The following is a 26,387-nucleotide window of genomic DNA, read 5'->3' as shown; positions in this document are numbered from 1 at the left end:
GTCCGCCAGCGGCGGGCTCAGTCCGTCAGCGGACGGACGTCCCAGACCCAGACCCCCCCGGTGTACGTGGGGCGAATTCCGGTCAGCTCGGTCATCCCCCGGCGTAGCGCGTCGGCGTGCTCGTGCGGGCCGAGCAGCACCACCCCGGCCCGCCAGTACCGCAGGTCCTCCAGCGCGGATGCCCGGATCGGCGCGGTGACCGGCGGGACCTGGCCGGTGCGCCGGATGGTGATGAAGAAGCTGCTGGTGGGGCGGGGCGGGGCGGTGAACAGGGCGATCCGCCCCTCAGGTGCCCCCGGCCGGGTGTCCGGCCCGAGGAAGTAGCCCCGGGCCAGCGGCAGGTCCAGGCGGGTCGTCGCCGACCAGCGCAGCGGATCGGGGTAGTCGGTGTCCGGCAGCGGCAGGGTCACCACGCTGCGCCCGCCGGCCACGTACGGACGCCAGGCGCCGGAGGTGACGAACTCGGGCACCGGGTCGAGCCGTACCGAGGGCAACGGGGTGGGGAACGCGGGGAGCAGCGCCATGGTCAGCATGGTGGCGGTGGCGAAGCGGATCTGCGGGCGGGCGGCCGGGTGCTCCCGGGCCAGCCGGCGGGCCCGTTCCGCGCCGAACGCGAGCAGCACCCCGACCACCGGGACGGTCGCCAGCGCCCACCGGGTGGGCACCACCGAGTGCAGGATCGGCAGGTTCTCCAGGGCCGCCCAGGGCCCGGCGATCCCGGTCGCCCGGCCCTCGAACTGGATCTCCCGGCCGAGGGAGAGCACCGCGAAGAGCAGGCCGACCGCGGCGAGGCCGAGCACCACGGGGCTGCGCCGCAGCCACCACACCAGTGCACCGACCAGGACGACCAGCGGCCAGCCGAAGAAGCCGTTCTCCTCGGTGGGGTTCTTGACCAGCCTGAGGTTGGCCTTCGGGTCACCGGCGATCGACTCCCGGCCGAACGCGGTGAACGAGGCGAGGTCGGTACGGTAGCCGCGGATCAGCTCGGACAGGCCCTCGTACGCGCCGGGGCCGAAGAACTGCACGTACAGCGGGTACGCCAGCAGCACCACGGCCAGGGCGGCGGCGACCGCCAGCCCGGCGAGGAACGGCCGGGCCCGCCGGCGCAGCTCGGGCCGGCCCAGGGCCAGCGCGACGACCACCACGCCGAGCCCGATGGCGGTCATCAGCAGGATCTCCAGGTTGATGAAGGCCTGCCAGACGATCACCAGCCCGAGCAGTACGCCGTTGCGCAGCCACCGGCCGCCGTCGGGCAGCCGCAGGGTGCGCCAGACGATCAGGGGCACCACGAACTGGCTGACGATGTTGGGATGGGCGTTGGCGTGCGAGACCATCGCCGGGGCGAACGCGCAGAACCCGGCCCCGAGCCAGGCCGGCCCCCGGGAGCCGACCAGCACCCGGGAGAGGACGAAGTACCAGGCGGTCGCGGTGGCGATCATGCCGCCGGTGAGAAACACCAGAAAAGCGGTACGCGGCCCGAACAGGACGGTGACCGGCGTCATTGGCAGAGAAATGGATAATACGGACGTGTTGGCCATGAGATTGACGCTGTCCGGCACATTCATCCGGTCCGAGCCGAACGGATAGGCGAAATCGGTCAGCACGCGCGCGCCGTGCGCCATCATCCACTCGAAGAGCGCCTGGTCGGATCGGTTGTCCCGGACCCCGTGCGCCGGGTTCACCCAGAGCCGGACGGTCACCCAGAAAGCGATCAGCGCGAAGCTGAGCACGGCGAGGACGTCCGTCCAGCGCCCCCGCCGGGACGCCGCGGCCCTGCCCGCCCCCTCGTCAGACACATCCGTCACCCGGGGCTCGGCCTCGCCGCCCCCGGGCTCGCCATCGGGGCGGTCCGATTGAGGAGTAGTCATGGCAATTCATAGAGTAGTCACCGTATGGCGCTGACGTGACATGTTTCTGGGGACTGGCGTACTATGTGCCGGGTTCGCCGACCGCCGATCTCGTGCCCACCCCCGACCGCAATTCGGCCACCACGACGCCCCGATTTCCCCACCGTCCGCTTCGGATGGTTCACTCTGTCGGTCCCGGGGCAGGTCGAGTCATACCGTGAGGAATCGACGCATGGCAGAAATCACTGGGGATCAGCGTGTCCAGTCCGAGGTGCTGGAAGGCCTCGCGACGGCGGTCAACCACCGTAGGTGGTTCGTCGAACTGGCCGTCCCGCACCTCGGTGACAACCCGATCGAGATCGGCAGCGGGCTGGGTGACTACGCCCTGGCGTGGGCGGACCACTTTCCCCGGTTCACCGCCACCGAGGCCGACCCGGACCGGCTGGTCGCCCTGAAGGAGCGCCTCGCCGCGCAGCCGAACATCGAGGTCCGGCAGATGCTGCTGCCGCACTCCGAGCGCGGGGACTACAGCGCCGCCGTGTCGTACAACGTGCTGGAGCACATCGAGGACGACGTGAGCGCGCTGGCCAGCATGCGCGACCTGGTCCGGCCGGGCGGCGCCGTGGTGATCATCGTGCCGGCGTTCCAGTTCGCGATGGGCCCCGCCGATATCGCCACCGGCCACGTCCGCCGGTACACGAAGAAGACCCTGTCCGCCGCGATGACCGAGGCCGGCCTGACCGTGGAGAAGATCCACTACGCGAACGCGCTCGGCCTGATCGGCTACTTCATGGCGACCAAGGTCTTCCGGCTGATGCCGAAGGAGGGCCCGATGGTGAAGGTCTACGACACCCTCGTCCTCCCCGCCACCAAGGCGGCGGAGCAACTGGTCCGCCCCCCGTTCGGCCAGTCCGTCTTCGCCGTAGCCCGCGTCCCCGCCTAACCCCCACCCCCACCCCCACCCCCACCCCCACCGGCCCCGCGATCTTGCATTTCCGGCCCGGACAATCCGGGCAAGTGCCGCAAGACGCGGGCCGCAAGTGCAAGATCGCGGGCGGGTGGCTCAGTCCTTGACCTGATACGTCGGGCGGATGACCGCGCGGGCCAGGGTGTGGAAGGCAAGATTGAAGCCGACGTACGCGGGGGTGGCGTCCGGGCCCACGTCGAGGCGCTCGACGTCGACGGCGTGCACGGCGAAGACGTACCGGTGCGGGCGGTCGCCGGCGGGCGGGGCGGCGCCGCCGAAACCGGTCGCACCGTAGTCGTTGCGGACACTGGACGCGTCGCCCAGGGCGGCCTCGTCGACGCCCCGGGGCAGCTCGGTCACCGAGGTGGGAAGGTTGACCAGCACCCAGTGCCAGAAGCCGCTGCCGGTCGGCGCGTCCGGGTCGAAGCAGGTGACCACGAAGCTCTTCGTCTCGGCGGGGAAGTCCGACCAGGCGAGTTGGGGCGAGACGTTCCCCCCGCCGACGCTGCCGTGGGCGTGCCGGGCGTCCATCGGCTCACCGTTGTGCACGTCGTCACTGGTCAGGGTGAACGACGCAACGGTCGGCAGCAGCTCGTACGGGTCCGGGGCGATCGGTCGTTCCAGGGACATCGGGGACGGTCCTTCCGGTGAGCGTGGTTTCCTGCCGCCCTTCTTACCCCGCCACGACCCGCCAATCGACCACCGGCACGTCGGATCGGCGCGAAGGGCCTACGGGGTAGGGGCCGGCCCTACTGGGGAGGGTGGTGACGCTCGCCTGCTTCGACCGGCGTCGTCGTGGCCGATGCCGGCTCGCCGGCGACGTACAACCAGTAGTCGGAACCGGTGGAAAGACCGCGGGCCCGCATCTGCTCGGCGACGGCCACGTGGTCGTCCGTCGAGTCCTGAGGGTGCCCCGGCCGGTCATCGGCCGAGGTGGCGGTGTCATCCGACATGATCCCGGCTCTCGGATGCTCCGGCGTGACCATGCCCGCGGACACGAACGGCTCCATCAGCACGTGGTACTGCTCAGCCGTCAAACGGTCGCGCTTCAGCACGCCGCGCGCCGCGATCACCGTGCCGCTGATCGCACTCGACCACAGCTCAGGCTGGTGGGCATCGAGTTCCTCCGCACGCGGCCGGAAGCTCGTGAGCACGGTCCTACGGATCTCGGAGTTCTGGGACGCGGAAACCTTGGCTGCTCTGCTGGCGTCGCGCCCGCCCTGTTGCCACAGATCGAGGGCACGATCGAATATCCGGGCCAACGTCTCAGGAGCAAGGCCGGCGACCTGGCGCATGAACCCCCGCGTCTCGTTGTCGAGCATGGTCACTCTCCTTAGGCGGCCAGCATTCGTCGCGCCGAGCCTAGGTGGCGGCTGTGACGTCCCTGGCAAGCAGTGAGACTGACCCACCAGCAGACGATAGGCCCCTGACCAGCGTTTTCCCTGTTCAGGGAACAGATTCCTGTTCGGGGGCGGAGGGTGCGAGATTCGAACCCAACCCACGAAGACTGGTTGCCGCTCATTCGCCGCCGACCGGGCGGCAGGGGCCGGTGGCCGTGGGCAGCCGCCGGTACAGTGCCGCAGCATGGGCGCACTCAAGCCGTGGCACATCGCCACGCTCTGCTGTCTCGTCACGTCGGCAGCGCTGCTCGCCGGCCTCGTCTGGTTCCTGGTGAGCCGGGCAAGCCGCCGTCGCTAGAGGCAGGGCTGCCCGTCCGGCGTCATGGGGGCCCCTGGCGAGAACCAGTGGGACCGGGTCAATGCCACAGGCATGCCCCCTGTGGCATTTCTGCTGTTCGGGGAGCGGAGGGTGTGGGATTCGAACCCACGAAGACATCGCTGCCTTACCGGTTTTCAAGACCAGCGCCATCGGCCACTAGGCGAACCCTCCCGGACCACGCCCCGCAGGACGCGCCCGCCGCCTAGTCTGCCAGAAGCCGGTGCACGGGCGAGCCGCCATCCCACCCTGGTTGGCAGGGCGGCCGGATGCGGGCACCCCTGCCCGCCGTGCTGAGCAGCGGAATCTCCGCCGCGCGAGGTCCACAGTGGCCGAGCTGCCGACCCGCCCGCTCCCCCGATCGGTGCGCCTGCGGCGGTGCGGGCCGCCTCCGGCAGGGCACCGCCGAGCCGCCACCAGGGGACACGGCCAGCCCGATCCCCGTCCGGGCGTGGACGGTGGGCCGGATGGGGTAAGACTGGGCCATGCGCGCGATCACGATCCCGGAGCCCGGCGGACCCGACGCACTCGTCTGGGCGGAGGTGCCCGATCCGGAGCCCGGCCCCGGCGAGGTGGTCGTGCACGTGCGGGCCAGCGCGGTGAACCGGGCCGACCTGCTGCAACGGCAGGGGCACTATCCACCGCCGCCGGGCGCGCCCGCGTACCCCGGGTTGGAGTGCTCGGGGGTGATCGACGCGATCGGCGCGGACGTCACCGGGTGGGCGGTCGGCCAGGAGGTCTGCGCGCTGCTGGCCGGCGGCGGGTACGCCGAGCGGGTGGCCGTGCCCGCCGGGCAGCTCCTGCCGGTGCCGGACGGCGTCGACCTGGTCGACGCGGCGGCGCTGCCGGAGGTGGCCTGCACGGTCTGGTCGAACGTGGTCCGGCTCGCCGGGCTGGCGAAGGGCGAGACGCTGCTGGTGCACGGCGGGGGCAGCGGAATCGGCACGTTCGCCGTCCAGCTCGGCACGGCGCTCGGCGCGACGGTCGTGGTGACCGCCCGGTCGGCCAAGCACGAGCGGCTGCGCGAGCTGGGTGCCGCGCACGCGATCGACTACCGGGAGCAGGACTTCGTCGAGGAGGTCCGGCGGGTCACCGACGGCCGGGGCGCGGACGTCATCCTCGACATCATGGGCGCTTCCTACCTGGCCCGGAACGTGGCCGCGCTGGCCACCGGCGGCCGGCTCGTGGTGATCGGCATGCAGGGCGGCCGGAAGGCGGAGCTGGACCTGGGCGCGCTGCTGGCGAAGCGGGCCTCGGTGGCGGCCACCGCGCTGCGGTCCCGGCCGCTGGCGGAGAAGGCGGCGATCGTCGCGGGCGTACGGGAGCAGGTCTGGCCGCTGGTGGCCGCCGGGGCGGTCCGCCCGGTCGTCGACCGGCGGCTGCCGATGGCCGAGGCCGCCGACGCACACCGCCTGGTCGAGTCCAACGACCACGTCGGCAAGGTGCTGCTCACCCTCGGGTGACCCCGGCGTGTCACCCGGCGGGCGGTGCCTGCTCGGCGGGGGGCAGCATGAGCCGGGCACCGGGGCCCTCGCCCGAGAGCTTGTCCTCCGGGTTGTAGAGGGTGCAGCGCTGCAACGACAGGCAGCCGCAGCCGACGCAGCCGTCCAGGTCGTCGCGGAGCTTGATCATCAGCCGGATCTTCTCGCTCAGCCGGGCCCGCCACGCGGTCGACAGCTCCGCCCAGTCGGCGGCCGTCGGGGTTCGGGAGGCGGGCAGCGAGTCCAGCGCGTCGCGGATCTCCTCCAGCGAGATGCCGACCTGCTGGGAGATCCGGACGAACGCCACCCGGCGCAGCTCGGTGCGGGCGTACCGGCGCTGGTTACCGCTGGTGCGGTCGGCCCGGATCAGGCCGAGGCGCTCGTAGTAGCGAAGCGCCGACTGCGCGACGCCGCTGCGGGCGGCGAGCTGGCCGATAGTCAGGGATTCCTGCATCACGTCGCCTTGAGTTGAAGGGGACTTCAACTTGCAGGCTAGCGGCATGACCATCATGAGCGCCACCACGCGGGCCGCCGAAGGCGACCCACCCGCACCGCTCGGGACCCTGTTGGAACGGGTCCGGGCAGGTCGGGAGTTCGACCCGAACGTGTACTCGACCCTCGATGTCCTCCAGGTGCTCTACGACCGGGTGCTGCGGATCACCCCGGCGACCGTCGACGACCCGGACCGGGACCGGTTCCTGCTCTCCAAGGGGCACGCCGTCGCCGGCTACTACGCCGTGCTGGCCGCGAAGGGCTTCGTGCCCGTCGACTGGCTCGACGACCAGGGCGGCCCGGACAGCCTGCTCGGCGAACACCCGGACCGGCTGCTGGTCCCCGGGGTGGAGATCGGCTCCGGCTCGCTCGGCCACGGCCTCGGCCTGGGCGCGGGCACCGCGCTCGGGCTGCGGGCCCAGGGCCTGACGAACCCCCGGGTGTACGTCCTGCTCGGCGACGCCGAACTGGACGAGGGGTCCAACCACGAGGCGATCGCGTACGCGGGCGCGGTCGGGCTGGCGAACCTGACCGCCGTGGTGATCGACAACGACTCGGCCAGCCATGGCTGGCGTGGCGGGATCGCCACCCGGTTCACCGTCAACGGGTGGACCGCCGCGACCGTGGACGGGCGCGACCACGACGCCCTGCACGACGCCCTCACCGGGCAGCACGGGAACCGGCCGCACGTGGTCGTCGCGGTCGTCCGGGAGGGAGAGTGACCACGATGATGCGGGACGCCTTCGTCGACACGACCACGGCGCTGCTGGCCGAGCAGCCGCGCACCGCGCTGGTGCTCGCCGACATCTCGGCCGAGTCGTTCGCCCCGGCCGCCGGGCGGCACCCCGACCGGGTGCTCAACGTGGGTATCCGGGAGCAGTTGATGGTGGGGGTGGCCGGCGGGCTCGCGCTGACCGGGCTGCGGCCGATCGTGCACAGCTACGCCCCGTTCCTCGTCGAGCGGGCGTACGAGCAGATCAAGCTGGACCTGGACCACCAGGGCGTGAGCGCGGTGCTGGTCAGCATCGGCGGATCGTACGACCGGGCCGCCGCGGGGCGGACCCACCTGTCCCCGGCCGACGTCGCGTTGATCGACACCCTGGCCGGTTGGACCGTGCACGTGCCCGGGCACGCCGACGAGGTGTCCGCCCTACTGCACGCGGCGGTGGCCGGAGACGGTCCGGCGTACCTGCGGCTGTCGACGCTGGGCAACGACCGGCCGCACGGCACGGACGGATCGCTTGCCGTGGTGCGGGACGCGGGGCCGGGAGCACCGCTGCTGGTGGCGGTCGGGCCGGTGCTGGACGCGGCGCTGGCGGCGATGGCCGGCCTGAAGGTGACTGTTGCGTACACCCACCGGCCGCGACCGTTCGACGTGGCCGGGCTGCGGGCCCTCGCGGGGGCCGAGGTGATCCTGGTGGAGCCCTACCTGGCAGGGACGTCCGCCCGGCTGGTCGGTGACGCCCTGGTGGACCGGCCGCACCGGCTGCTGTCGCTGGGCGTGGGCCGGGAGGAGCTGCGACGGTACGGCTCCGCTGCCGACCACACCCGCTGGCACGGGCTGGACGCGGCGGGCCTGCGCCGGTCGGTCAGCGCTTTCCTCGAAGCGGGGCGCTGACCCGGGTCAGCGCCGCGGGGTGTCGACGGGACGGCGGCGGGTGCGCTCCCGGCCGAGGATCCAGATCGCCTCGACGCCGTCCTTCCAGGTGATCTTCTTGCCCTCCTCGCGGCCCCGCGCCCGGTAGCTGATCGGCACCTCGTACGGGCGGATGCGCCGGCGCAGCAGCTTGCCGGTCACCTCGGCCTCCATGCCGAAGCCCCGGGAGCGGACGTCGAGGGACCGGTAGAGGGCGACCGGCATCAGCTTGAAGCAGGTCTCCAGGTCGCCGATGTACGAGTTGAACAGCACGTTGGCCGCCATGGTGACGCCCTTGTTGCCCATCACGTACCAGAAGCTGTACGCGCTGTGGCTGCCGAAGGTGCGGTTGCCGTAGACCACCGTGGCCCGGCCGTCGAGCACCGGGGCGAGCAGCTTGGGGATGTCCTGCGGGTCGTATTCCAGATCGGCGTCGAGAATGACCATGTACTCGCCGTCGGCGTTGTCGACCGCCGTCTTGATGGCCGCGCCCTTGCCCGCGTTGCGCTGGTGGGTGATCACCCTCAGCCGAGCGTCGTCGGCGCGGCCGAGGATCTCGCCGGTGCCGTCGCGGCTGCCGTCGTCGACCACGAGCATCTCGATCTCGCACGGGTAGTCGACCGCCAGCGCCTGCTTGAGCGCATCCGCGATGCGTTCTTCCTCGTTGTAGACCGGCATCAGGATCGAGAGCTTCACGGGAAATCTCCACGGTGGCGGCGACACGTCGGCCCCAGCCTAGCCTGGCAGTTAACCCGGCGGTATTCCCCACCGTCGGGCGTGGGGGGCAACGTATCCAGTCTGATGGTGTTTACTTCGCGCCATGTCGGCAGCAGGCTTCCTGCTCGTGGCGGCCCCATTCGCCGCCGTCCTGTCGCTCACCGTGGCGTTGCGGCCACGCGGGACCGACGAGGTCGCCCCGTTGCGCCTGGCCGTGATCCGAGCCGCCGTGGTCACCGGCGCGTTCGCGGTGCTGACGGTGGAGCTGCTCGGGGCGCTGCGCCTGCTGACCCTGCCCGCCTTCGCGGTCGCCTGGCTGATCTTCCTCGCCGTCGCCGCCGGGGCCGCCGGCTGGCGACGCCGCCGCGACGGGACGCCGGGGGCCCCGGCCGCCGCCGCCCGCGCCGGCCTCGCCCGGCTGGCCGGCCGGTGGCGTACGACGGGGCGGGGCGAGCGGCTGCTGGCCGGCACGCTCGGCGGGCTGGTCCTGGTGGAGCTGCTGATCGCGCTGCTGGCCGAGCCCAACAACTTCGACTCGCAGACCTACCACCTGCCCAAGGTGGAGCACTGGGTGGCCCAGCGCGGCCTGGAGTTCTGGCCCACCGCGATCCACCGGCAGGTGACCATCCCGCCCGGCGCGGAGTACCTGCTGCTGCACCTGCGGCTGTTCACCGGCGGCGACGCGCTGCACAACCTGGTCCAGTGGGCCGCCGGGGTGGGCTGCCTGCTGGTCGCCGCCCGGATCGCCGCCCAGCTCGGCGGGGGGCGGCGGGCCCAGCTACTCACCGCGTTCGTGCTGGCCACCACCCCCATGGTGGCACTCCAGGCGACCAGCACCCAGACCGACCTGGTCTGCGCCGCCTGGGTGGCCTGCGTGGCGACCCTGGCGCTGGACGGGCTGCGCCGGCGGACCGGGGCCGGCACGCTGCTGCTGCTCGGCGCGGCGACCGGACTGACCGCGGTGACGAAGACCAGCGGGCTGATCGGGGTCGGCCCGTTGCTGCTGCTCTGGGGCATCGGCCAGCTCCGGCTGGCGTACCTGGGCGGACCGGTGCGGGCGGCCGGCGGCACCCCGGGCCGACCGGTGCTGGTCGGGGTCGGGGCGGCCGGCGGTGCGGGGGCGGTCGAGGACGGGGCAGCCGGCGGTGCGAGGGCGGTCGAGGACGGGGACCACCCGGCGGCCACGGCCGGGCCGGCGGTGCGCGGCGGCGTCACGGGCCGCCCGGCGGGACCGTCCCGGGCGGCCCGGGTGACCCGGTTGGCCCGGACCGCGGCCGGATCACTGCTGGTCCTGTTGGTCGCCCTGGCCGTGGTCGGGCCGTTCCTGGCCCGGGTGCAGGCCGAGTTCGGTCACCCGCTGGGCCCGCCCCGGCTGCGCGAGTCGATCCCGATGGAGCAACACGACCCGGCGTCGGTCCTGGTGAACGCGCTGCGCATCGGGCACACCGCGCTGGACACGCCGCTCGCCCCGGTCCGCGACGGCGCGGCCGAAGCGATCATGGCGGGGTCCCGCGCGATCGGGGTGGACCCGCAGGACCGGGCCATCACCTTCGGCCGGGAGGTGTTCCCGGTGCCGGCCTGGTACCCGGACGAGGACCGGGTGGCGTTCCCGCTGGCCGGCGCGCTCGCCCTAATCGGTGCGGTGCTGGCGCTGGCCCGGCCGGCCCGGGTCGCCCCGGCCGCGGCCGGGGCGTTGCGGGCGTACGCCGTCGTGGTGGTGGCCGCCGTCCTGCTGCACACGGCGATGATCAAATGGCAGCCGTGGGGCAACCGGCTGCTGCTGTACGCCCTGATCCTGGCGGCCCCGTTGGCCGGTCTGTGGCTGGACGCGCTGTTCCGCCGCCGACTCGCGCCGGGCCGACGGTCGGTGGCCGCCGGCCTGGCCGCCACGGTGCTGGCCACCTCCGCCTTGGCCGGGGTGCTCGCCCTGTCGTACGGCTTCCCGCGCCGGCTGGTCGGCGCCGGATCGGTCTTCACCACCTCGGAGTGGGACACCCGCTTCCTGCGTCGGCCACAGTGGACGGACGAGTTCCGCGGGGCCGCCGACGCGGTGCGGGCGTCCGGCGCGCGGCGGATCGGGCTGGTGCAGCAGAACGACAACTGGGAGTACCCATGGTGGCTGCTGCTGCGTGACGCCGACGGCCGCCCGCCCGAGCTGGTGGCGCTGGAGTCGGTGCTGCCGGACCTCCCGCCGGCCGACCCCGCCTCGACGGACGCGATCGTCTGCACCGGCAGCCGGGCGGCCTGCGTGAAGCTCGTGCCGCCCGGCTGGACGCTGACCTGGCGGGGCTACGTCGGCTACGCCCTCCCGCCCACCTGATCAGGACGCCCGGGCAACGGCGGTGGCTACGCCCCGGGCGGCGGCCGAAGGTCGGCATCGGCTCATGATTGCCGAACCTCGACGCCCGGGACGAGCCGGGCCGTGTTCGAATCGGGTAAGGACCCGCTCAGCGGATCACCACGGGCCGCAACGCGGTGGGGCGGGCAGTGGCCGGGGCGTCGCCGATGGTGGCCACGATCCGTTCCCGGGCCGTCCGGAGCCGGGTCCGGAACGCGTGGTGCAGCAGGGCGTCGAGCTGCCACACCTGCCTCGGGTGCTGGGGCCGGATGAGGAACCGCTCCCGGACGCCGTCGATGGCGGTGGCGGCCAGCTCGACCGAGGGCAGCCGGGGGTCCGGGCTCCACGTGACGTCGGTCAGCTCGCGCAGCTCGGCGTTGAGGTGCAGGCACAGACGGTGCAGCACCCGCGTCTGCCGGATGACGACGAGTCGCCGGTGGGTCAGCAGCAGGAGGTACTCGCCGACCGGACGCTGCGGCCGGCTGCACCGGGTCACCAGAATGGTGGCGTCGCCCGCGCCGACGCAGCGGCGGAAGATCGGCATGTGCCGGCTGACGGTCTGTGCCGCCAGCCCGGTGTCGGCGGCTGCGGGCAGGAACGTTCGGGAGAAGACGTCCATGCCCTGCCCAACGACAGGGGCGGCGGCGTGACATGGGTCACGGCGGACTTGCGGAACTTCCACGTTCCGGCGGCCCGCCGGGCCGGCTGGGCGGTCAGAGCAACTCGACGATGGTGGCGTTGGCCATGCCGCCGCCCTCGCACATTGTCTGGAGGCCGTATCGGATGCCGTTGTCCCGCATGTGCTGGAGCATCGTGGTCATGATCCGGGCACCGGACGCGCCGAGCGGGTGCCCGAGGGCGATCGCCCCGCCGCGCGGGTTCAGCCGGTCCGGGTCGGCCTCCGTCTCGGCCAGCCAGGCGAGCGGGACCGGGGCGAACGCCTCGTTCACCTCGTACACGCCGATCTCCTCAATGCCCAGCCCCGCGCGGCGCAGCGCCTTCGCGGTGGCCGGGATGGGGGCGGTGAGCATGGCGACCGGGTCGTCGGCGGTGACCACGGCGGTGTGCACCCGGGCCAACGGGCGCAGGCCGTGCCGGCCGGCCCACTCGGAGGTGGTGACGGCGAGCGCGGCGGCACCGTCGGAGATCTGGGACGCCGAGCCGGCGGTGACCACGCCGTCGGACCGGAACGGGGTCTTCAGCTCGCCGAGCTTCGCCAGCGTGGTGTCCCGGCGGATGCCCTCGTCGGCGGCGAACCTCCCGCCTTCGGGCAGGACCACGGGGGCCAGCTCGGGATCGAACGCCCCGGCGTCCTGCGCGACGGCGGCCTTCTCGTGGCTGGCCAGGGCGAACTCGTCGAGTTGGGCGCGGGAGAAGCGCCAGCGGGCGGCGATCAGCTCCGCGCCGACGCCCTGGTTGAACGGCAGCGGGGAGTCCTCGGCGAAGCCCTCGACCCCCCGGTAGCGGTCGCGGACCTGGTCGCTGAACGGTGCGGCGTCGCCGACGCTGGAGCCCATCGGCACCCGGGTCATCGACTCGACACCGCCGGCCACCACCAGCTCGGCCTGGCCGGACGCGACGGTGGCGGCGGCGAAGTGCAGGGCCTGCTGGCTGGACCCGCACTGCCGGTCCAGCGTGGTGCCGGGCACCGACTCCGGCCAGCCGGCGGCCAGCACGCCGTTGCGGGCGACGTTCCACGACTGCTCGCCGACCTGGGACACGCAACCCCAGACGACGTCGTCGACCTGCTCGGGATCGATCCCGGTGCGCTCGGCCAGGGCGCGCAGCACGTGGGCCGAGAGGTCGACCGGATGCACTGAGGCCAGGCCGCCCTTGCGCCGCCCGACCGGGGTCCGTACCGCACCGACGATGACCGCGTCACTCATGTTTACTCCCCGGTAACTTGGCGGGCCTCGATACTACGTCCTGTCCCGGCCGGCCGTCCCCCGCACCGGCCGGTCCCGGCCGGCCGAGGCGGTCCCGGCAGGGCATGCTGTACGCATGCGGCCAGAGCGGATCCCGGAGTCGTCGACGGCGGAGCGGCAGTGGCGGGTGCCGGCCTCGGTGCCGGTGGTCAAGCTGTTCGGCGCGGCGGCGCTGGTCGGGCTCGGGCTGCTCTTCGCCGAGGGCGACCGGGTGCGGCTGGTGCTGGCCGCGGCGGCCGCCGTCGGGCTCGCCGGTTGGGCGGCGCGCGACCTGCTGGTGCCGGTGCGGCTCGCCGTCGGCCCGGCGGGGATCACGGTGGTCCGGGGTTTCGCCGGCCGACGCCGGCTCGCCTGGGACACCGTCGAGGCGATCACCGTGGACCGTAGACCCCGGCTGGGGCTGTCCACCGAGATCCTGGAGATCGACGTGGGCGACTCGCTGCACCTGTTCGGCCGGTACGACCTGGACGCCCCGCCCGGCGAGGTGGCCGAGGCGCTGCGCGCCGCCCACGGCGAGACCCCCTGACACCACGCTGCGGACCGGCCCCGCGTCGGGGGTCAGCCCGTGAGCGACGCCGTGCGGACCACCGCGAGCCCGATCAGCGCCACCAGCACCAGCACGGCGCCGGCGGCCTGGAACAGCCCGCGCCGGGACCGGGGCGCGTACGCCAGCAGCAGGGCCATCACCCCGCCGATCACCAGCCCGCCGAGGTGGCCGGGGATGGAGATGCCCGGGACGGTCAGGGTGAAGACCAGGTTGATCACCAGGATCGGGAGGACCGAGGAGATGCTCCGCCCCATCCGGCGTTCGATCACGATCAACGCGGCGAACAGGCCGAAGACCGCGGTGGACGCCCCGGCCGTAGTGGAGTTCTCGGCGCTGAACAGGTAGGCGGCCACGTTCCCGCCGAGCCCGGCGACCAGGTAGAGGGAGAGGAAGCGCAGCGGCCCGAGGTTGGCCTCCAGCGACCGGCCGAGCACCCAGAGCGCCCACATGTTCAGCAGCAGGTGGATCACGCCGTAGTGCAGGAACATCGCGGTGACCAGCCGGTACCACTCGCCCTGGGCGATGCCGTGCACGCTGCCGTCGGGGAAGAGGGCCTGGCCGAGCACCGAGCCCCAGTCGGTCAGCGGCGTGCTGCCGCCCATCAGGCCACCGAAGCCGGAGCCGCCCGCCACCGCGTCCCCGCCCCGGTCGGAGGCGATGGACAGGACCATGAGCAGCAGATTCAGCGCGATCAGGGTCTTCGTGACGTAGCCGTGGCGGCCGACGGTACCGCCGCCGAAGGCGGTACGCGTCGGCCGCACGCTACGGCGTCCCTCGTCCACGCACTCGGGGCACTGGTGCCCGACCGAGGCGTCCCGCATGCAGTCCGGGCAGATCGGCCGGTCGCAGCGGGTGCACCGGACGTACGTCTCCCGGCCGGGGTGCCGGTAGCAGACCGGGGTGGTCGGTGGGGACTCACTCACGGCCGCTGCCTCCCGGTGCCGGCGGGGCGCTCAGTCATGCGAGCAAAGGTACATCGCCACCCGGTCAGGCCGGGGTGCGCTCGATCTCGACCCGCTCGATGACGACGTCGGAGATCGGGCGGTCGCTCGGGCCGGTCGGGGTGCTGGCGATCGAGTCGACGACCTTCGCCGACGCCTCGTCGGCCACCTGGCCGAAGATGGTGTGCCGGTTGGTCAGGTGCGGGGTCGGCCCCACGGTGATGAAGAACTGCGAGCCGTTGGTGCCCGGCCCGGCGTTCGCCATGGCGAGCAGGTAGGGCCGGTCGAAGCGCAGCTCGGGGTGAAACTCGTCACCGAACTTGTAGCCCGGGCCGCCGCGACCGGTGCCGGTCGGGTCACCCATCTGGATCATGAAGCCGCTGATCACCCGGTGCGAGATCGTGCCGTCGTAGTACGGCCCGTTGCCCGGCTGACCCGTACGCGGGTCGGTGTATTCCTTGTTGCCCTCGGCCAGGTCCACGAAGTTACGGACCGTCTTCGGCGCGTGGTTGGGAAAGAGCTCCAGCCGGATCGGGCCAGCGTTGGTGTGCAAGGTGGCGTAGACAGCCTCGGCCACGGGTACTCCTCAGTCGTTGGTCAGTTCCATGCGGATCCTCCCATGTGCCCGATCTGGCAGTGCGGAGGCATCCGAAGGTGGAGGATGACGGAGGAACAACTCCCAGGAGGTGGGACCGTGTTTGGAATCGGGCGGCGAAAGACCCAGGGGCAGCGAGCCAAGGTCGAGCTGAACCAGGGCATCGGTCACCTGAAGCAGGCCGCCACGTACGCGGCGAGGGGTGCCGGCGCCACGGTCGGCCCGCGGGTCCAGGCGGCCCGGGGCGCAGTCGCGCCGACCGCCCTCGTGGTGCGGGACCGGGCGTCGAGCAGTCTCGCGTCGACGGTCGCGGCCCTCGCGCCGCTGGCCCTGGCCGTCCGCAACGCCCAGGCCGAGGCGGCCGGCAAGGCCGTCGCCGGCAAGAAGGCCGCCGCCGGGCGGCAGGCCGCGCTGAGCAAGAAGGTCAAGGCGAAGAGCCTGAAGGTCACGCGGAGGAAGCAGAAGAAGTCGTCGCGCGGCACGATGGTCGGCCTGCTGGCCGCCGGCACGGTCGCCGGCCTGGCCGGCGCGATGGCCATGCGCCGCCGCCGGGAGCAGCAGGAGTGGACCGAGTACGCCCCGGCCCGCACCCTGGAGCCGGCCCGCGACGAGGTGGACACCCTGATCGTGGAGACCCCGTCGGCGAACGGCGCGAAGGTGGCCGACTCGTCCACCATGTCCGGTGGCTCGCCGGTGGCCGGCGGGCCGACCGGGGCCGGCAGCTCGGCGGTGGCCGGCGGCGACAGCGCCTCCACCAGCACCCTCGACACCCAGCCGGTGATCCACCCGAACGACAAGGTGCCCTCGGTCGCCGAGGGCGCCCGGGACGTCTCCGGCCGTCCGGCCGACGACCTCACCACGGCCCTCGGCAAGGAGCACACGGCTCGGTCCGGCGGCCGGCGCTGACCCCTTCGGGCCATCGCCCGCGGCGCGGAGACGACCCCCGTCGTCCCGCGCCGCGGGCGTTTCCGGGCGCCTGTCCGTCGCAGCCGGGGCCAGGCCGGTGACGGCGGGTGACGGGCGGCGGGCTCAGAGCCAGCCGTTGCGGCGGAACCAGCGGTACAGGGACAGCGAGACGACCAGCATCAGGGCGAGCACGACCGGGTAGCCGTACGTCATCTTCAGCTCCGGCATGTTCGCGAAGTTCATGCCGTAGATGCCGGCGATCGCGGTCCAGACCGCGGCGATACCGGCCCACGCGGCGATCTTGCGCATGTCGTTGTTCTGGTCGACCGTGACCTGGGCCAGCCGCGCCTGGAGGATCGAGTTGAGCAGGTCGTCGTACGAGTTGACCTGCTCGACGGTGCGGCTGAGGTGGTCCTGCACGTCCCGGAAGTAGCGCCGCACCTCCTGCGGGACCTCCCGGTTGACCTGGGCGGTGAGGGTCATCAACGGCCGTTGCAACGGCGCCACCGCCCGCTTGAACTCGACCAACTCCCGCTTCATCTGGTAGATCCGCTGGATCCGGCCGCTGCTCTGCCGGTCGAAGACGTCGGCCTCCAACACGTCCAGGTCGTCCTCCAGCCGGTCGGCCACCTCCAGGTAGAGGTCGACCACCCGGTCGGTGATCGCGTACGCGACGGCCCAGGGGCCGTGCTCCAGCAGCTCGTGCCTGGCCTCCAGGTCGGCGCGGACCGGAGCGAGCCGGCAGGCGTCCCCGTGCCGGACACTGATCACGAAGTTCGGACCGATGAACAGCATCACCTGCCCGGTCTCGACGACCTCCGAGTTCTCGGTCAGCTCGTCGTGCTCGCAGTACCGGGCGGTGCGCAGCACCAGGAAGGTGACCTCGCCGAAGCGTTCGAGCTTGGGCCGCTGCTGGGCCTTGACCGCATCCTCGACGGCCAGCTCGTGCAGGCCGAAGGTATCGGCGATCGCGGACATCTCGGCCAGATCGGGCTCGTGCAGGCCGACCCAGACGAACCCCCGCTCGCGGCGGGCCGCGGCCAGCGCCTCCGCGTAGTGCCACTCACCGGGCTGCCGGCTGCCGTCGACGTAGAGCCCGCAGTCCATCACCGCGCTGCGCCCCGGCCCGACCGGCTCGGGGACGTGCTGGCCCTCGTCGGGGTTGAGGATCCGGGTCATCACCCGCACCGGGGCCCAGGCCCGTGGCTTGATCACCCGCCCGCCGTCCGGCGACGTGGCCCGGCTCCGCTCCGCCCGGTCCGACATGGCGACCCCCTCCCCACGCTGTCGCGGCAGCAGCACGCCGTCGCGGGTTGCAGGGTACGCCCGCACCCGACGCGGACCGGCCGGCGTCGGCCGGCGCCTCAGCGGGTGGCCGACAGGCGCCCCGGGCCCGGAGTGGGGACGGCGCCGGGGCGGGCCGTGCCGCGTCAGGGGGGTGAGGGACGACACGGCCCACCCGGCGCCCTTGGGGCGGGGGTTGTGCTGCGCACACCACCGGTCGGGTGGCCGAGGCCAGCATCGGGGCAGGTCGGCCGGGCGACGTGAGTGGTGCTCGCAGCATTGTGGGCCGCGAACCGGCCGGGCGGGAGACCCGACCCGACCGGCACCGCCCTTCTGTCAGGAATCCGACAGAAGGTCAGCCTCGGACGGCCGCCACCGCCTCCGCGAGACGACGAACGCCCTCGTCGATCTGATCCGCGGTGACCGCCGAGAACGCCAGCCGTAGCGCGTGCTGACCGCCGTCGAGCACGAAGTCGCTGCCCTTGACCACCGCCACGCCCCGCTCGGCCGCCGCCGGGGCGAGCCGGTCCACCAGCACGTCCTCCGGCAGCTCCACCCAGAGGAAGTAACCGCCGTCCGGCTCCACGAACCGGGCCTCGGGAAGGTGCCGGCGCAGCGACTCGGCGAGCACCCGGGCCCGCTCGCCCAGCGCGGTGCTGACCGTCTCGATCGAGCGGGTGATGTCGCCGGAGACGCAGAACTGGTGCACGATCGCCTCGGACACCATGCCGGGCGAGATGTAGAGGCTGGTCGCCTTCCTCGCGATGTCGGCGATCAGGTCCGCCGCCCCGATCAGGTAGCCGACCCGCACCCCCGGGCAGACCGTCTTGGTGAAGCTGGAGGCGTGCACCACCACGCCCCGGGTGTCCAGCGAGAGCATCGACGGCAGCGGCTCGCCCCGGAACCGGATGTCGGCGTACGGGTCGTCCTCGAAGATGATGAAGCCGTGCTCGGCCGCCAGGTCGAGCAGCTCCCGCCGCTTCTCCAACGACAGCGTGACCCCGGCCGGGTTCTGGTAGTTGGGGATGACGTGCGCGAGCTTCGGGCGGACCCCGGACTCCAGCAGCTTGCGCAGCTCGGCGATGTCCAGGCCGTCCGGCTGGATCGTCACGCCGTGGATCTCGCCGCCCATCCGCTGGAGGTTGAGCAGCGTCCGGTCGTACGTCGGGCGCTCGACCACGACCGCGTCGCCGGGGCGGACCAGGTGATCGAACAGGAACGCGTCGGCCTGGAGCGAACCGTTGGTGACCAGCACCTGGTCGGCCCCGACGCCGTGCTTCTCGGCGATCCACTTCCGCAGGGGCGGGTAGCCGACGGAGGTGCCGTAGGCCGTGACCCCGGCGGGGTCGGCGTCGAAGGCACGGACGGCGGCGGCCTTGAGCCCCTCGACATCGACGATGTCCAGCGAGGGAGCCCCACGGGCGAAGGAGATCAGCTGCTCGGCGGTCATGCGGACGAGCCTAGGGCCTGGCCCCGGCGATCCGACCGGCATACACGCCAAGTTCAACATGCGGGCAGCGGACGGACGGCGGAACGGCCGACGCGGAAGCGGCCGGAGGTGCGCGACACTCAGGTGTCGATTATCGGACCGGTCCCTGGCCGCGCCCCCGCGACCGCCGAAGGATGGGCGTCCGCGCGGGGCCGACGGGCACCGGCACCGGCACCGAAGGAGTGGTGAGGTTCACGTGACCGAGGACGGTACGGGTCGGCTCGACGACCAGGCCTTCGCGCAGTGGCTGGCCGGCGCGGCCGGCAGGGCGCTGACCGCGCTGCGCGCGGAGCAGGGCTTCGCCGACCCGGCGGCGCTCAAGAACGCCGGCGACAAGGTCTCCCACGACCTGATGTCGACCGCCCTGGCCCGGTGGCGGCCCGCCGACGCGGTGCTCTCCGAGGAGCAGGCCGACAGCCGGCACGCCTGGGCCGGCGACCCGTCCGCCGGGGCCCGTCCCGCGCGGCTAGAGGCGGACCGGGTATGGATCATCGACCCGCTCGACGGCACCCGCGAGTTCTCCGAGTCCGGCCGCGACGACTGGGCGGTGCACGTGGCGCTCTGGCAGCGCTCGGCCGGCCCGGACGGCGCGCTGGTGGCCGGCGCGGTCGGCATGCCGGCCCGTACCGCGTCGGACGGCACGCCGCTGGTCCTGGGCACCGCCGTACCCGCCACGCCCGCCGTGGCCGGGCCGCTGCGGATCGCGGTGAGCCGCAGCCGGCCGCCCGCGTTCGTGGGCGAACTGGTCGAGGGCATCGGCGCCCGGGCGGTGCCGATGGGCTCGGCCGGGGTGAAGGTCTGCGCGGTGGTGACCGGCGAGGTCGACGCGTACGTGCACGCCGGGGGCCAGTACGAGTGGGATTCGGCGGCCCCGGTCGCGGTCGCCCTGGGCGCCGGCATGCACGCGTCCCGGATCGACGGCTCGCCGCTGCGCTACAACCGGGACGACCCGCGCCTGCCGGACCTGCTGGTCTGCCGCCCGGAGCACGCGGAGTCCCTGCTGGCGGCCATCGACCGCCACCGTTGACCGACGGATCCGCCGCCCGGCGGGCGCGGTCGTGGTGCTCCCGCCCGGTCCCATCGACACCGCCGACCCGAGGAGGGTCATGAGCTCCGGCCCCACCACCGCACCCGCCCTGCCCCCTGCCCCGGCCGAACCCAGCGGCCCGCGCCGCCGGCTCGGCCGGTGGCTGCTGCTCCCGGTGGCCGCCGGCGCGGTAGCGCTGGGCACCACGGTGGCCCTGGCCACCAACGGGGACCTGCCCGGGCGGCCGGCCCCGACGGTCACCGACGCCGCGTCCGAGGGCGCGGGCCTCGGCCCGGCCGCCCCCGGCACCCGGCCGACGCCAAGTGGGGACGAGGGCTTCGGCAGCAGCCCGAAGTCCGCCTCGCCGAGCCCGAGCACCAGCGGCGGGACGGAGGCCGGCGGGTTCCCTGGCGGCCGGAACACCCTCCCGGGGGCCAGCATCCATCTCAAGGACGGGGAGAACTTCGCCGCGGGGTTGGCCCGGTCCGACCGCAGCTACGGGCCGCTGCGCATGGTCCGGGTCTTCTACCCCGGCCTGCCGCCGTCCTGGTCCGGCAGCCGCGCCGACGCCGCCGACCGGACCGTGGTGGTCTCGTTCAAGGCGCCGCCCGGCGAGGTGGTCGCCGGCCGGCACGACTCCCGGCTCGCCGCCTGGTTCCGCTCCGTCCCCCGCAACCTGGACGTCTACTGGTCGTACTTCCACGAGCCGGAGAACGACATCGCCCAGGGCTCGTACACCGCCGCGCAGTTCCGGGCCGCATGGCAGCGGCTCGCCGGGATCGCCGACCGGGCCGGCAACGCCCGGCTGCGGGCCACGCTGATCCTGATGTGTTGGACGCTCAACCCGAGCTCGCGCCGCACCTTCGAGGACTACTGGCCGGGCGGCGACGCGATCGACGTGCTCGGCTGGGACTGCTACAACAGCGGCGGCAAGTTCAACCGGTACACCGACCCGGCGCAGGTCTTCACCCCGATGATCGCCAAGTCGAAGGCGCTGGGAAAGCCGTGGGGGCTCGCCGAGACAGGCAGCCTCCGGATCGCCGGGGACAGCGGCGCGGGGCGGGCCGCGTGGATCCGGGCGATGAGCCGGTACCTCGACGGCCAGCGCCCGCTGTGGGTGGCCTACTACGACTACCAGGTCGCCGGGGGCGACTTCCGGCTCACCGACGCGCCGAGCCAGGAGGCGTGGCGAGCCTGGTGCGCCGCCTCCTGAGGCTCAGATCCCCCGGCCGCGTTTGTGCAGCGTACGCAGGACGCGGTCGGGGTCGACGGCCCGGCTGGCCACGGCGAGGGCCAGGTACGCGCGCGGCTCCCGGGGGTTGCGGGACAGCGTGTGCCGGGCCCAGCGGACCGCCTCGCCCCGGTTGCCCATCGCCGCCTGGGCGAAGGCGATCTGCCCGCTGACCCGGGCCTCGCCGGCCGGCACGGTGGCGAACTCCGGGTACCGGCCGAGCAGCCACTGCAACGCCGTGGCGATGGTCTCCCAGCGCTGGGCGAAGAACGACTGCTTGTGCCAGCGCACCGTCACGTACGGCTCGACGACGTTCACCAGCGGGGCGTGCCGGGCGGCCCGGAGCAGGAACTCGTAGTCCTCCGCGTAGCTGCCCGGGATCTCCTCGTCGACCAGCCCGATCCCGTCGAGCAGCGCGTCCCGGCGGATCAGGAACGTCGACGGGTGCAGCTCGGTGTGCCGGTCCCGCAGCAGGGCGGCCAGCGGCACCCGGTCCACCGAGAGCACCCGGTCGACCGGGGGACGGCCGTCGTAGTCGACCCGGATGCCACAGCTCACGAACGCCCCGTCCGGGGCGGCGCGCAGCGCGGCCACCTGCGCGGCGAGCTTGCCGGGCAGCCACTCGTCGTCGTCGTCGCAGAACGCCACCAGGTCGCCCGTGGCGGCCAGGATGCCCGTGTTGCGGTTGCCGGCCAGGCCCGGGGTGCGCTGGTTGACCAGCACGGTGACCCGGGGGTCGTCGGCCAGCGAACGATCCGGCTCGGACTGGTCGTAGACGACCACCACGTCGACCGGGCCGGGGTATTCCTGGCCGAGAATCGCGTCGAGGGCCTTGCGCAGCAACTCCGGGCGGTCCCGGGTGGGGACCACCGCGGTCACCGACGGGTGCTCGTTCAACGGCTCGGTCATGGTGCCTCCGTGGAGCCCGGGCGGCCGAGGCCGACGTATCCGTACCGCAGCCGCAGCGGCAGCGTCGCGACGCTCACCACCGCCCGGCTGCGCGAGGGCAGGGCCGTGCGCCAGGCATCGTCCTGCCGGACCCGCAGCGGCCCCGCATTGAACCGCAGCGGGTTGCCGGCGATACTGTGCGCCCGGACCAGCGGCGTGGGCGTCGGGTCGAGCACCCGCAGCGCGTCCGGGGTGTCCGCCAGGCCGGCGAAGCGGCGGACCCGGGCGACGGTGCCGCGCGGGTCGGCGGTGAAGTCCTCGTAGCGCAGCCGGATCACCGGCGCCCGGGTGGCGAGCAGGTGGAACGCGGCGTTCTGCGCCGTCCACAGCTTGCTCACCGTGAACGGCGAGAACGTCGGCATGTACGCCTCGGCGTCCACCACCTCGGGCCGGCGCACCTGCTTCGCCCATGAGTGGGCCACCGCCCGGCTGTCCCGGACCAGGTGCAGCACCCGCAGGTCGAGGTCGTCGGCCCAGCGCAACGCGAACGCCGTCGAGGCGTGCTTGCTGGAGTCCACCACGAGCTGCGCCCCGGTCACCGCCATCGCGGCGGCGTAGATCCGGGTGTAGAAGTCGGCGTAGCGGCGCACCTGGGCCAGCTCGGCGGCGGGCAGGTCGCCCCGGGCCAGCCGGGGGATGTGCCGGGTCCGGTCGACGGTGGCCTTGAGCGCGAGCACGTCGTCGCGGTCGACGGCCGACCAGCCGCCGAACGCGTGCTCGCCGACCCGCTGCCAGAAGTCGCAGGCGGTGAACCGCTCCCCGCAGCCGCACCGCTCGTCGCCGCCGAGGGCCCGCTCCCACAGGTGGACAACCTCGCCGACGGCGCAGACGTCGGGGTGCTGGGCGAGGATCAGCTCCAGCAGCGTGGAGCCGCTGCGGCCGAGGCCGCCGACGAACAGCACCCGGGCGTTCACCGCCACCACCTGCGCCGCCCCGGCTCCCGGCTGGTCCGGACCAGGTCCTCGACGATCCGGCCCACCGCCGTGGCGGCGGCAACTCGGGGGTCGGGCCGGCCCGGGTCGGCAGACAGCGCGTACGCCCTCGGGTCGGCCACCCCCCGGTCGAGGGCCGCGACCAGGTCGGCCTCGGACTCGGCCAGCCGGACCATCCCGGCCACGCCGAGGCGGCGGGAGAAGAGCTGCTGGTGGTCGTCGACGTGCTCGTTCCTGGTCGGGTCCCGGGGCACCACGATCGGCAGGTGCCCGTGCCGGCGCGCCTCGGTGATGGTGGCCGGCCCGCCGTGGCAGACCACCAGGTCGGCCTCGGTCATCGCCCGCTGGAGCTCGTCGTGGGCCAGGAACGGGGCCGCGTCGGCGAGCCGGGGCGCGCGGCTGCGCCCGTGCTGGACGACGAGGCGAACCTCGGGGGCGAGGGCGTCGCGGCCGGCGTGCCAGCGCTCCAGCCACTCGACCAGCCGGTCGAACCGGTGCACGTCGGTGCCGACCATGGCCAGCACGGTGCGCCGGGCCGGGGAGTTGGTGCGCTGGCGGGGGATCGGCAGGCTCACAGCAGGTTTCCCACTACGGTCGCCTTCGGGTAGAGCCGGCGCTGCTCCTCCCACTGCACGAGCATCGCGGAGAGGAACGGCCGGCACAGCCGGGCCGACAGCGTCGCCGTGTCGATCCGGTCGTACACCTCGATGTAGACGGTGGGGATGCGGCGCAGCCGGGCCACCACCACGAACGGCACGGCGACCCCGGCGCCGGTGGTGACCACAGCGGCGACGTCCCGCCCGCGGAACACCCGGACGGCGAGCCACATGTTGCGGGCCAGGTTCTTCACGTTGCGGGTGGTCGGGTGGTGTGCCCAGACCACGTCCTCGCCGTCGAGCAGCGACCGGGCGTCCGGGGTGTCGAACGTGACCCAGGAGTGGGCCCGGTCGCGGTACCACGGTTGCAGCGCCACCAGCTGGGCGAGGTGCCCGCCGCTGGATCCGACGAGCATGACTTCACCAGACTCCATGTCACCCGCCTCCCACGGCCCCGGCCGCGCCCCGGGACACGCCCGACGGGGCGGTCGACCGGACGGCACGACGCCGCAACAATGTATCGGCCACCCGGCCGGGAACATAAGTGGCTCTCACCATCATCGGACCTGTCGGATGATCGGCTGCGGCCCTTCCGCCAGTGCCTCACTCCACCGTCCCGTGCCTAGACTGCCTGCTGACAGCAACCCGGGCGAGAGGATGGCGGATGACCGACACGGCCGAGGCGGCGCAGGGCGGCGGCAGCCGGGCGGTCACCGTCCTGTACGTCTGCGGGATGCCGCGCAGCGGCTCGACCCTGCTCGACCTGATGCTCGGCCAGTTCGTCGGGCACTGCGACGTCGGCGAGCTGTTCTACCTGTGGCAGTCCGGCGTCGAGCGGAACTTCCGCTGCGCCTGCGGGGAGCACTTCGACGCCTGCCCGTTCTGGGGCGAGGTCGGCCGGCGGGCGTACGGCGGGTGGACCCAGGTCGACGTGGCCGACGTGCGGGCGTTGCAACGCCGGGTCGACGCCACCGGAAAGCTGCCGCTGATCGTGAACTCCCGGATGTCCCCGGCGTTCCGACGGGACCTGGACCGCTACACCGAGCTGCTGACGAAGCTCTACCGGGCGGTGGCCGACGTGTCCGGGGCGAAGGTGGTGGTGGACTCGACCAAGCGCCCCTCGCTGGCGTACATCCTGGCCCGGGCCCCGCAGATCGACCTGCGGCTGGTGCACGTGCTGCGCGACCCGCGCGGGGTGGCGTACTCCTGGAGCCAGGTCGTCGAGCTGCCCGAGGGCACCTCGACGAAGGGCCGGATGAACCAGCGCTCGGCCCGGCTGACCGCCCGCCGCTGGGTCACCGTCAACGCGATGGTGGCCGCGCTGGCCAGCCGTGGCGTCCCCCGGGTCACCGTCCGGTACGAGGACCTGGTCCGCGACCCGCGCGCCGAGCTGGGCCGGATCGCCGCGCTCACCGCCGACGTGACCGGCGTCGTGGACCCGTTGGAGTTCCTGCGGGACAACGAGTTCGACCAGGCCGGCTCGCACGCGGTCGCCGGTGGCCGGATCCGGATGCGCAGCGGCCCCATCACCCTGGCGCTGGACGAGAAGTGGCGCCGGGAGTACGCCCCGGGCCACCGCCGGCTGGTCGGCGCGCTGACCTGGCCGCTGCGCCGCCGCTACGACTACCGCTGACCTGCCCGCCGCTCCCCGCCTACCCCGTTCGCGGCACGGCCGGGCGGCGGGCTCAGGGGCGGGCGGCGGCCAGGTGGGCGTCCAGGGTGTCCAGCAGCTCCGGGGCGCGCTCGTAGTCGAACTTGCGGGCGAAGTGCGCCCCGCTGGCCAGCGCCCGGGGCAGGTCCTCGGCGGTCAGCGACTTCGGGTGGTTGAAGGTGCTGTCCCGGAAGTCGAAGTACCGCTTGCAGTCCGGCACCAGGTTGAACAGGCCGGAGCTGCACGCGATGGTCTGGAAGACGGCCTCCACCGGGGAGAGGCAGCGTCGGAAGTACGACACCACGTCCGGCCGCCGGTCGAAGTACTCCCGCAGGTAGGCCACCACCGGCCAGCTCAGGGAGGTGAACGCCGACCCGCCGTGCAGGCGCAGGTCGGGCCCGAACGGGGTGCGGGCCCGGCGGCCCACTGCCAGCCCGTACGACACGTGCACCCGGACCAGCGGCTGCACCCGGTTGATTGCCTGGATCGGGCGGAGCAGCTTCTTGCCCCGGGGGGTGAGCGGGAGCAGTCGGCGGTGCTGGAAGTGGTAGCGGGACCGGACCCGGCGGCTCGGCCAGTGGCTGTCCGGGCCGAACGCGTCCCAGTACTCCATGAACCCGTCCGCGCCCGAGTCGACCAGCTCCGCCTCGCACTCGCCGAGCGGCCGTAGGGGGTAGTCCTGACCGGTGATGTTCACCAGCCAGTCGACCTGGACCCCCTCGTCTTTCAGCCAGTCCACGGCAGCCATGTAGCGGTCCACATGACTGAAGTCACCATAACCGCCCTCGTGTGTCTGCACGACGACGTCGGGCAGCGAGCGCAGCTCGGTGAGGTCCAGCGGGGGGCCGTTGACGTCGTGGCTGATGTGCACCACGCTGTCCGGGCTGTACCGCTTCACGGCGTGGACCAGCCGGTTCATCTGTTCGGGGGACCGGTGGCTCTGGATGTGGTAGCAAAACCGCACCCACCCATCCTGCCTCCCGGACCCGGCTGCGGAGAAGCGGACCTTCGTCGGCTTCCCCTCACCGCCCGGATCGGGGAGACTCAGGGTTCCGCCATGGTGCCGCCGCTGCGGCCGACTGGCCGGTCCCGGTCCACAGGAAGCGACACAGCCCGATGCC

Annotated in this window: 26 protein-coding genes and 1 tRNA gene; 10 read left to right on the top strand and 17 right to left on the bottom strand. The window is 73.2% G+C overall.

Annotated elements, in window-relative coordinates:
• Positions 1 to 17: 17 nt before the first annotated feature.
• Entirely contained in the window at positions 18 to 1,868 is a 1,851-nt protein-coding gene (locus ACH4T9_RS27690) for a hypothetical protein (RefSeq protein WP_396671999.1), read from the bottom strand.
• Positions 1,869 to 2,079: 211 nt separating this feature from the next.
• Between ACH4T9_RS27690 and ACH4T9_RS27685 the strand changes: the two genes are divergently transcribed.
• On the top strand, positions 2,080 to 2,790 hold the full coding sequence (locus tag ACH4T9_RS27685) for a class I SAM-dependent methyltransferase (RefSeq protein ID WP_396671998.1): 711 nt from the start codon (positions 2,080 to 2,082) through the stop codon (positions 2,788 to 2,790).
• Between the two features lie 120 nt (positions 2,791 to 2,910).
• On the opposite strand, the gene ACH4T9_RS27680 is transcribed toward ACH4T9_RS27685, so the two are convergent.
• The 3 genes from ACH4T9_RS27680 to ACH4T9_RS27670 all read right to left on the bottom strand — a co-directional run bounded on the left by ACH4T9_RS27680 (position 2,911) and on the right by ACH4T9_RS27670 (position 4,704).
• On the bottom strand, positions 2,911 to 3,444 hold the full coding sequence (locus ACH4T9_RS27680; protein ID WP_396671997.1) for a YbhB/YbcL family Raf kinase inhibitor-like protein: 534 nt from the start codon (positions 3,442 to 3,444) through the stop codon (positions 2,911 to 2,913).
• Positions 3,445 to 3,563: 119 nt separating this feature from the next.
• Positions 3,564 to 4,136: a hypothetical protein gene (locus tag ACH4T9_RS27675; RefSeq protein ID WP_396671996.1), complete on the bottom strand. Its 573-nt coding sequence runs from the start codon at positions 4,134 to 4,136 to the stop codon at positions 3,564 to 3,566.
• Between the two features lie 481 nt (positions 4,137 to 4,617).
• Positions 4,618 to 4,704: transfer RNA gene (locus ACH4T9_RS27670), tRNA-Ser, on the bottom strand.
• 311 nt (positions 4,705 to 5,015) lie between these two features.
• On the opposite strand from ACH4T9_RS27670, the gene ACH4T9_RS27665 reads away from it, so the two are divergent.
• Positions 5,016 to 5,993 (top strand): NAD(P)H-quinone oxidoreductase, encoded by a 978-nt coding sequence (locus ACH4T9_RS27665; protein WP_396671995.1) that lies wholly within the window; start codon positions 5,016 to 5,018, stop codon positions 5,991 to 5,993.
• Between the two features lie 10 nt (positions 5,994 to 6,003).
• Here the strand turns inward: ACH4T9_RS27665 and soxR are convergent, their stop codons facing one another.
• Complete coding sequence (soxR, locus tag ACH4T9_RS27660) at positions 6,004 to 6,465, bottom strand: redox-sensitive transcriptional activator SoxR (protein ID WP_396671994.1); 462 nt, start codon at positions 6,463 to 6,465, stop codon at positions 6,004 to 6,006.
• A gap of 46 nt (positions 6,466 to 6,511) precedes the next feature.
• Here soxR and ACH4T9_RS27655 point away from each other — a divergent pair, with 46 nt between their 5' ends.
• Entirely contained in the window at positions 6,512 to 7,225 is a 714-nt protein-coding gene (locus ACH4T9_RS27655; protein WP_396671993.1) for a transketolase, read from the top strand.
• A gap of 8 nt (positions 7,226 to 7,233) precedes the next feature.
• Positions 7,234 to 8,121 carry a transketolase family protein gene (locus ACH4T9_RS27650; RefSeq protein WP_396672084.1) on the top strand — a complete coding sequence of 296 codons (888 nt, stop codon included), beginning with the start codon at positions 7,234 to 7,236 and terminating at the stop codon, positions 8,119 to 8,121.
• Positions 8,122 to 8,127: 6 nt separating this feature from the next.
• On the opposite strand, the gene ACH4T9_RS27645 is transcribed toward ACH4T9_RS27650, so the two are convergent.
• Positions 8,128 to 8,835, bottom strand: coding sequence for a glycosyltransferase family 2 protein (locus ACH4T9_RS27645; RefSeq protein WP_387022683.1), 708 nt, complete (start codon positions 8,833 to 8,835; stop codon positions 8,128 to 8,130).
• A 124-nt stretch (positions 8,836 to 8,959) separates the two neighbouring features.
• On the opposite strand from ACH4T9_RS27645, the gene ACH4T9_RS27640 reads away from it, so the two are divergent.
• The gene (locus tag ACH4T9_RS27640) at positions 8,960 to 11,176 is read left to right on the top strand and encodes a hypothetical protein (protein ID WP_396671992.1); all 2,217 of its coding nucleotides are present in this window, start codon (positions 8,960 to 8,962) and stop codon (positions 11,174 to 11,176) included.
• 127 nt (positions 11,177 to 11,303) lie between these two features.
• On the opposite strand, the gene ACH4T9_RS27635 is transcribed toward ACH4T9_RS27640, so the two are convergent.
• Both ACH4T9_RS27635 and ACH4T9_RS27630 read right to left on the bottom strand, forming a co-directional pair.
• A complete protein-coding gene (locus ACH4T9_RS27635; protein ID WP_396671991.1) occupies positions 11,304 to 11,813 on the bottom strand; it encodes a hypothetical protein in 510 nt (169 codons plus the stop codon).
• Between the two features lie 94 nt (positions 11,814 to 11,907).
• Positions 11,908 to 13,080 carry a thiolase family protein gene (locus ACH4T9_RS27630; protein ID WP_396671990.1) on the bottom strand — a complete coding sequence of 391 codons (1,173 nt, stop codon included), beginning with the start codon at positions 13,078 to 13,080 and terminating at the stop codon, positions 11,908 to 11,910.
• Positions 13,081 to 13,195: 115 nt separating this feature from the next.
• Between ACH4T9_RS27630 and ACH4T9_RS27625 the strand changes: the two genes are divergently transcribed.
• On the top strand, positions 13,196 to 13,645 hold the full coding sequence (locus tag ACH4T9_RS27625; protein WP_396671989.1) for a PH domain-containing protein: 450 nt from the start codon (positions 13,196 to 13,198) through the stop codon (positions 13,643 to 13,645).
• 32 nt (positions 13,646 to 13,677) lie between these two features.
• Here the strand turns inward: ACH4T9_RS27625 and ACH4T9_RS27620 are convergent, their stop codons facing one another.
• Positions 13,678 to 14,589: a rhomboid family intramembrane serine protease gene (locus ACH4T9_RS27620; protein WP_396671988.1), complete on the bottom strand. Its 912-nt coding sequence runs from the start codon at positions 14,587 to 14,589 to the stop codon at positions 13,678 to 13,680.
• A gap of 64 nt (positions 14,590 to 14,653) precedes the next feature.
• Complete coding sequence (locus ACH4T9_RS27615; protein WP_387022666.1) at positions 14,654 to 15,184, bottom strand: peptidylprolyl isomerase; 531 nt, start codon at positions 15,182 to 15,184, stop codon at positions 14,654 to 14,656.
• 84 nt (positions 15,185 to 15,268) lie between these two features.
• Here ACH4T9_RS27615 and ACH4T9_RS27610 point away from each other — a divergent pair, with 84 nt between their 5' ends.
• Positions 15,269 to 16,108 carry a hypothetical protein gene (locus ACH4T9_RS27610; RefSeq protein ID WP_396671987.1) on the top strand — a complete coding sequence of 280 codons (840 nt, stop codon included), beginning with the start codon at positions 15,269 to 15,271 and terminating at the stop codon, positions 16,106 to 16,108.
• Between the two features lie 123 nt (positions 16,109 to 16,231).
• Here ACH4T9_RS27610 and corA read toward each other — a convergent pair whose 3' ends face one another.
• Together corA and ACH4T9_RS27600 are read right to left on the bottom strand one after the other, a co-directional pair.
• A complete protein-coding gene (corA, locus tag ACH4T9_RS27605) occupies positions 16,232 to 17,374 on the bottom strand; it encodes a magnesium/cobalt transporter CorA (protein WP_396671986.1) in 1,143 nt (380 codons plus the stop codon).
• Positions 17,375 to 17,747: 373 nt separating this feature from the next.
• A complete protein-coding gene (locus ACH4T9_RS27600) occupies positions 17,748 to 18,842 on the bottom strand; it encodes a PLP-dependent aminotransferase family protein (RefSeq protein WP_396671985.1) in 1,095 nt (364 codons plus the stop codon).
• Between the two features lie 235 nt (positions 18,843 to 19,077).
• On the opposite strand from ACH4T9_RS27600, the gene ACH4T9_RS27595 reads away from it, so the two are divergent.
• Together ACH4T9_RS27595 and ACH4T9_RS27590 are read left to right on the top strand one after the other, a co-directional pair.
• Complete coding sequence (locus ACH4T9_RS27595) at positions 19,078 to 19,908, top strand: 3'(2'),5'-bisphosphate nucleotidase CysQ (protein ID WP_396671984.1); 831 nt, start codon at positions 19,078 to 19,080, stop codon at positions 19,906 to 19,908.
• A gap of 79 nt (positions 19,909 to 19,987) precedes the next feature.
• The gene (locus ACH4T9_RS27590) at positions 19,988 to 21,121 is read left to right on the top strand and encodes a hypothetical protein (RefSeq protein WP_396671983.1); all 1,134 of its coding nucleotides are present in this window, start codon (positions 19,988 to 19,990) and stop codon (positions 21,119 to 21,121) included.
• 3 nt (positions 21,122 to 21,124) lie between these two features.
• Here ACH4T9_RS27590 and ACH4T9_RS27585 read toward each other — a convergent pair whose 3' ends face one another.
• The 4 genes from ACH4T9_RS27585 to ACH4T9_RS27570 are packed head-to-tail and all read right to left on the bottom strand — an operon-like array spanning position 21,125 to position 24,049.
• Entirely contained in the window at positions 21,125 to 22,048 is a 924-nt protein-coding gene (locus ACH4T9_RS27585; protein WP_396671982.1) for a glycosyltransferase family 2 protein, read from the bottom strand.
• Positions 22,045 to 23,010, bottom strand: coding sequence for a sulfotransferase family protein (locus ACH4T9_RS27580; protein WP_396671981.1), 966 nt, complete (start codon positions 23,008 to 23,010; stop codon positions 22,045 to 22,047). Before ACH4T9_RS27580 ends, ACH4T9_RS27585 begins: the two co-directional genes overlap by 4 nt.
• Positions 22,998 to 23,534: a glycosyltransferase gene (locus ACH4T9_RS27575; protein WP_396672083.1), complete on the bottom strand. Its 537-nt coding sequence runs from the start codon at positions 23,532 to 23,534 to the stop codon at positions 22,998 to 23,000. Before ACH4T9_RS27575 ends, ACH4T9_RS27580 begins: the two co-directional genes overlap by 13 nt.
• Before the next feature lie 56 nt (positions 23,535 to 23,590).
• Positions 23,591 to 24,049, bottom strand: a complete 459-nt coding sequence (locus tag ACH4T9_RS27570; RefSeq protein WP_396671980.1) for a UDP-N-acetylglucosamine--LPS N-acetylglucosamine transferase — start codon at positions 24,047 to 24,049, stop codon at positions 23,591 to 23,593.
• A gap of 230 nt (positions 24,050 to 24,279) precedes the next feature.
• Between ACH4T9_RS27570 and ACH4T9_RS27565 the strand changes: the two genes are divergently transcribed.
• A complete protein-coding gene (locus ACH4T9_RS27565) occupies positions 24,280 to 25,248 on the top strand; it encodes a sulfotransferase (protein WP_396671979.1) in 969 nt (322 codons plus the stop codon).
• A gap of 52 nt (positions 25,249 to 25,300) precedes the next feature.
• Here ACH4T9_RS27565 and ACH4T9_RS27560 read toward each other — a convergent pair whose 3' ends face one another.
• Positions 25,301 to 26,230 carry a hypothetical protein gene (locus tag ACH4T9_RS27560; RefSeq protein WP_396671978.1) on the bottom strand — a complete coding sequence of 310 codons (930 nt, stop codon included), beginning with the start codon at positions 26,228 to 26,230 and terminating at the stop codon, positions 25,301 to 25,303.
• Between the last annotated feature and the right edge of the window lie 157 nt (positions 26,231 to 26,387).

The organism is Micromonospora sp. NPDC020750 (assembly GCF_044334565.1).
Taxonomy (GTDB): domain Bacteria; phylum Actinomycetota; class Actinomycetes; order Mycobacteriales; family Micromonosporaceae; genus Micromonospora.
Note: the sequence above shows the minus strand (reverse complement) of the source record. Positions and strands in the feature narration are given on the sequence as shown.

Excerpts from the sequence above, each read along its gene's own strand:
- ACH4T9_RS27690 (WP_396671999.1), bottom strand. The coding sequence starts at position 1,868 with ATGACTACTCCTCAATCGGACCGCCCCGATGGCGAGCCCGGGGGCGGC.
- ACH4T9_RS27685 (WP_396671998.1), top strand. The coding sequence starts at position 2,080 with ATGGCAGAAATCACTGGGGATCAGCGTGTCCAGTCCGAGGTGCTGGAA.
- ACH4T9_RS27680 (WP_396671997.1), bottom strand. The coding sequence starts at position 3,444 with ATGTCCCTGGAACGACCGATCGCCCCGGACCCGTACGAGCTGCTGCCG.
- ACH4T9_RS27675 (WP_396671996.1), bottom strand. The coding sequence starts at position 4,136 with ATGCTCGACAACGAGACGCGGGGGTTCATGCGCCAGGTCGCCGGCCTT.
- ACH4T9_RS27665 (WP_396671995.1), top strand. The coding sequence starts at position 5,016 with ATGCGCGCGATCACGATCCCGGAGCCCGGCGGACCCGACGCACTCGTC.
- soxR (WP_396671994.1), bottom strand. The coding sequence starts at position 6,465 with ATGCAGGAATCCCTGACTATCGGCCAGCTCGCCGCCCGCAGCGGCGTC.
- ACH4T9_RS27655 (WP_396671993.1), top strand. The coding sequence starts at position 6,512 with ATGACCATCATGAGCGCCACCACGCGGGCCGCCGAAGGCGACCCACCC.
- ACH4T9_RS27650 (WP_396672084.1), top strand. The coding sequence starts at position 7,234 with ATGCGGGACGCCTTCGTCGACACGACCACGGCGCTGCTGGCCGAGCAG.
- ACH4T9_RS27640 (WP_396671992.1), top strand. The coding sequence starts at position 8,960 with ATGTCGGCAGCAGGCTTCCTGCTCGTGGCGGCCCCATTCGCCGCCGTC.
- ACH4T9_RS27635 (WP_396671991.1), bottom strand. The coding sequence starts at position 11,813 with ATGGACGTCTTCTCCCGAACGTTCCTGCCCGCAGCCGCCGACACCGGG.
- ACH4T9_RS27630 (WP_396671990.1), bottom strand. The coding sequence starts at position 13,080 with ATGAGTGACGCGGTCATCGTCGGTGCGGTACGGACCCCGGTCGGGCGG.
- ACH4T9_RS27625 (WP_396671989.1), top strand. The coding sequence starts at position 13,196 with ATGCGGCCAGAGCGGATCCCGGAGTCGTCGACGGCGGAGCGGCAGTGG.
- ACH4T9_RS27610 (WP_396671987.1), top strand. The coding sequence starts at position 15,269 with ATGACGGAGGAACAACTCCCAGGAGGTGGGACCGTGTTTGGAATCGGG.
- corA (WP_396671986.1), bottom strand. The coding sequence starts at position 17,374 with ATGTCGGACCGGGCGGAGCGGAGCCGGGCCACGTCGCCGGACGGCGGG.
- ACH4T9_RS27600 (WP_396671985.1), bottom strand. The coding sequence starts at position 18,842 with ATGACCGCCGAGCAGCTGATCTCCTTCGCCCGTGGGGCTCCCTCGCTG.
- ACH4T9_RS27590 (WP_396671983.1), top strand. The coding sequence starts at position 19,988 with ATGAGCTCCGGCCCCACCACCGCACCCGCCCTGCCCCCTGCCCCGGCC.
- ACH4T9_RS27585 (WP_396671982.1), bottom strand. The coding sequence starts at position 22,048 with ATGACCGAGCCGTTGAACGAGCACCCGTCGGTGACCGCGGTGGTCCCC.
- ACH4T9_RS27575 (WP_396672083.1), bottom strand. The coding sequence starts at position 23,534 with ATGGTCGGCACCGACGTGCACCGGTTCGACCGGCTGGTCGAGTGGCTG.
- ACH4T9_RS27570 (WP_396671980.1), bottom strand. The coding sequence starts at position 24,049 with ATGGAGTCTGGTGAAGTCATGCTCGTCGGATCCAGCGGCGGGCACCTC.
- ACH4T9_RS27565 (WP_396671979.1), top strand. The coding sequence starts at position 24,280 with ATGACCGACACGGCCGAGGCGGCGCAGGGCGGCGGCAGCCGGGCGGTC.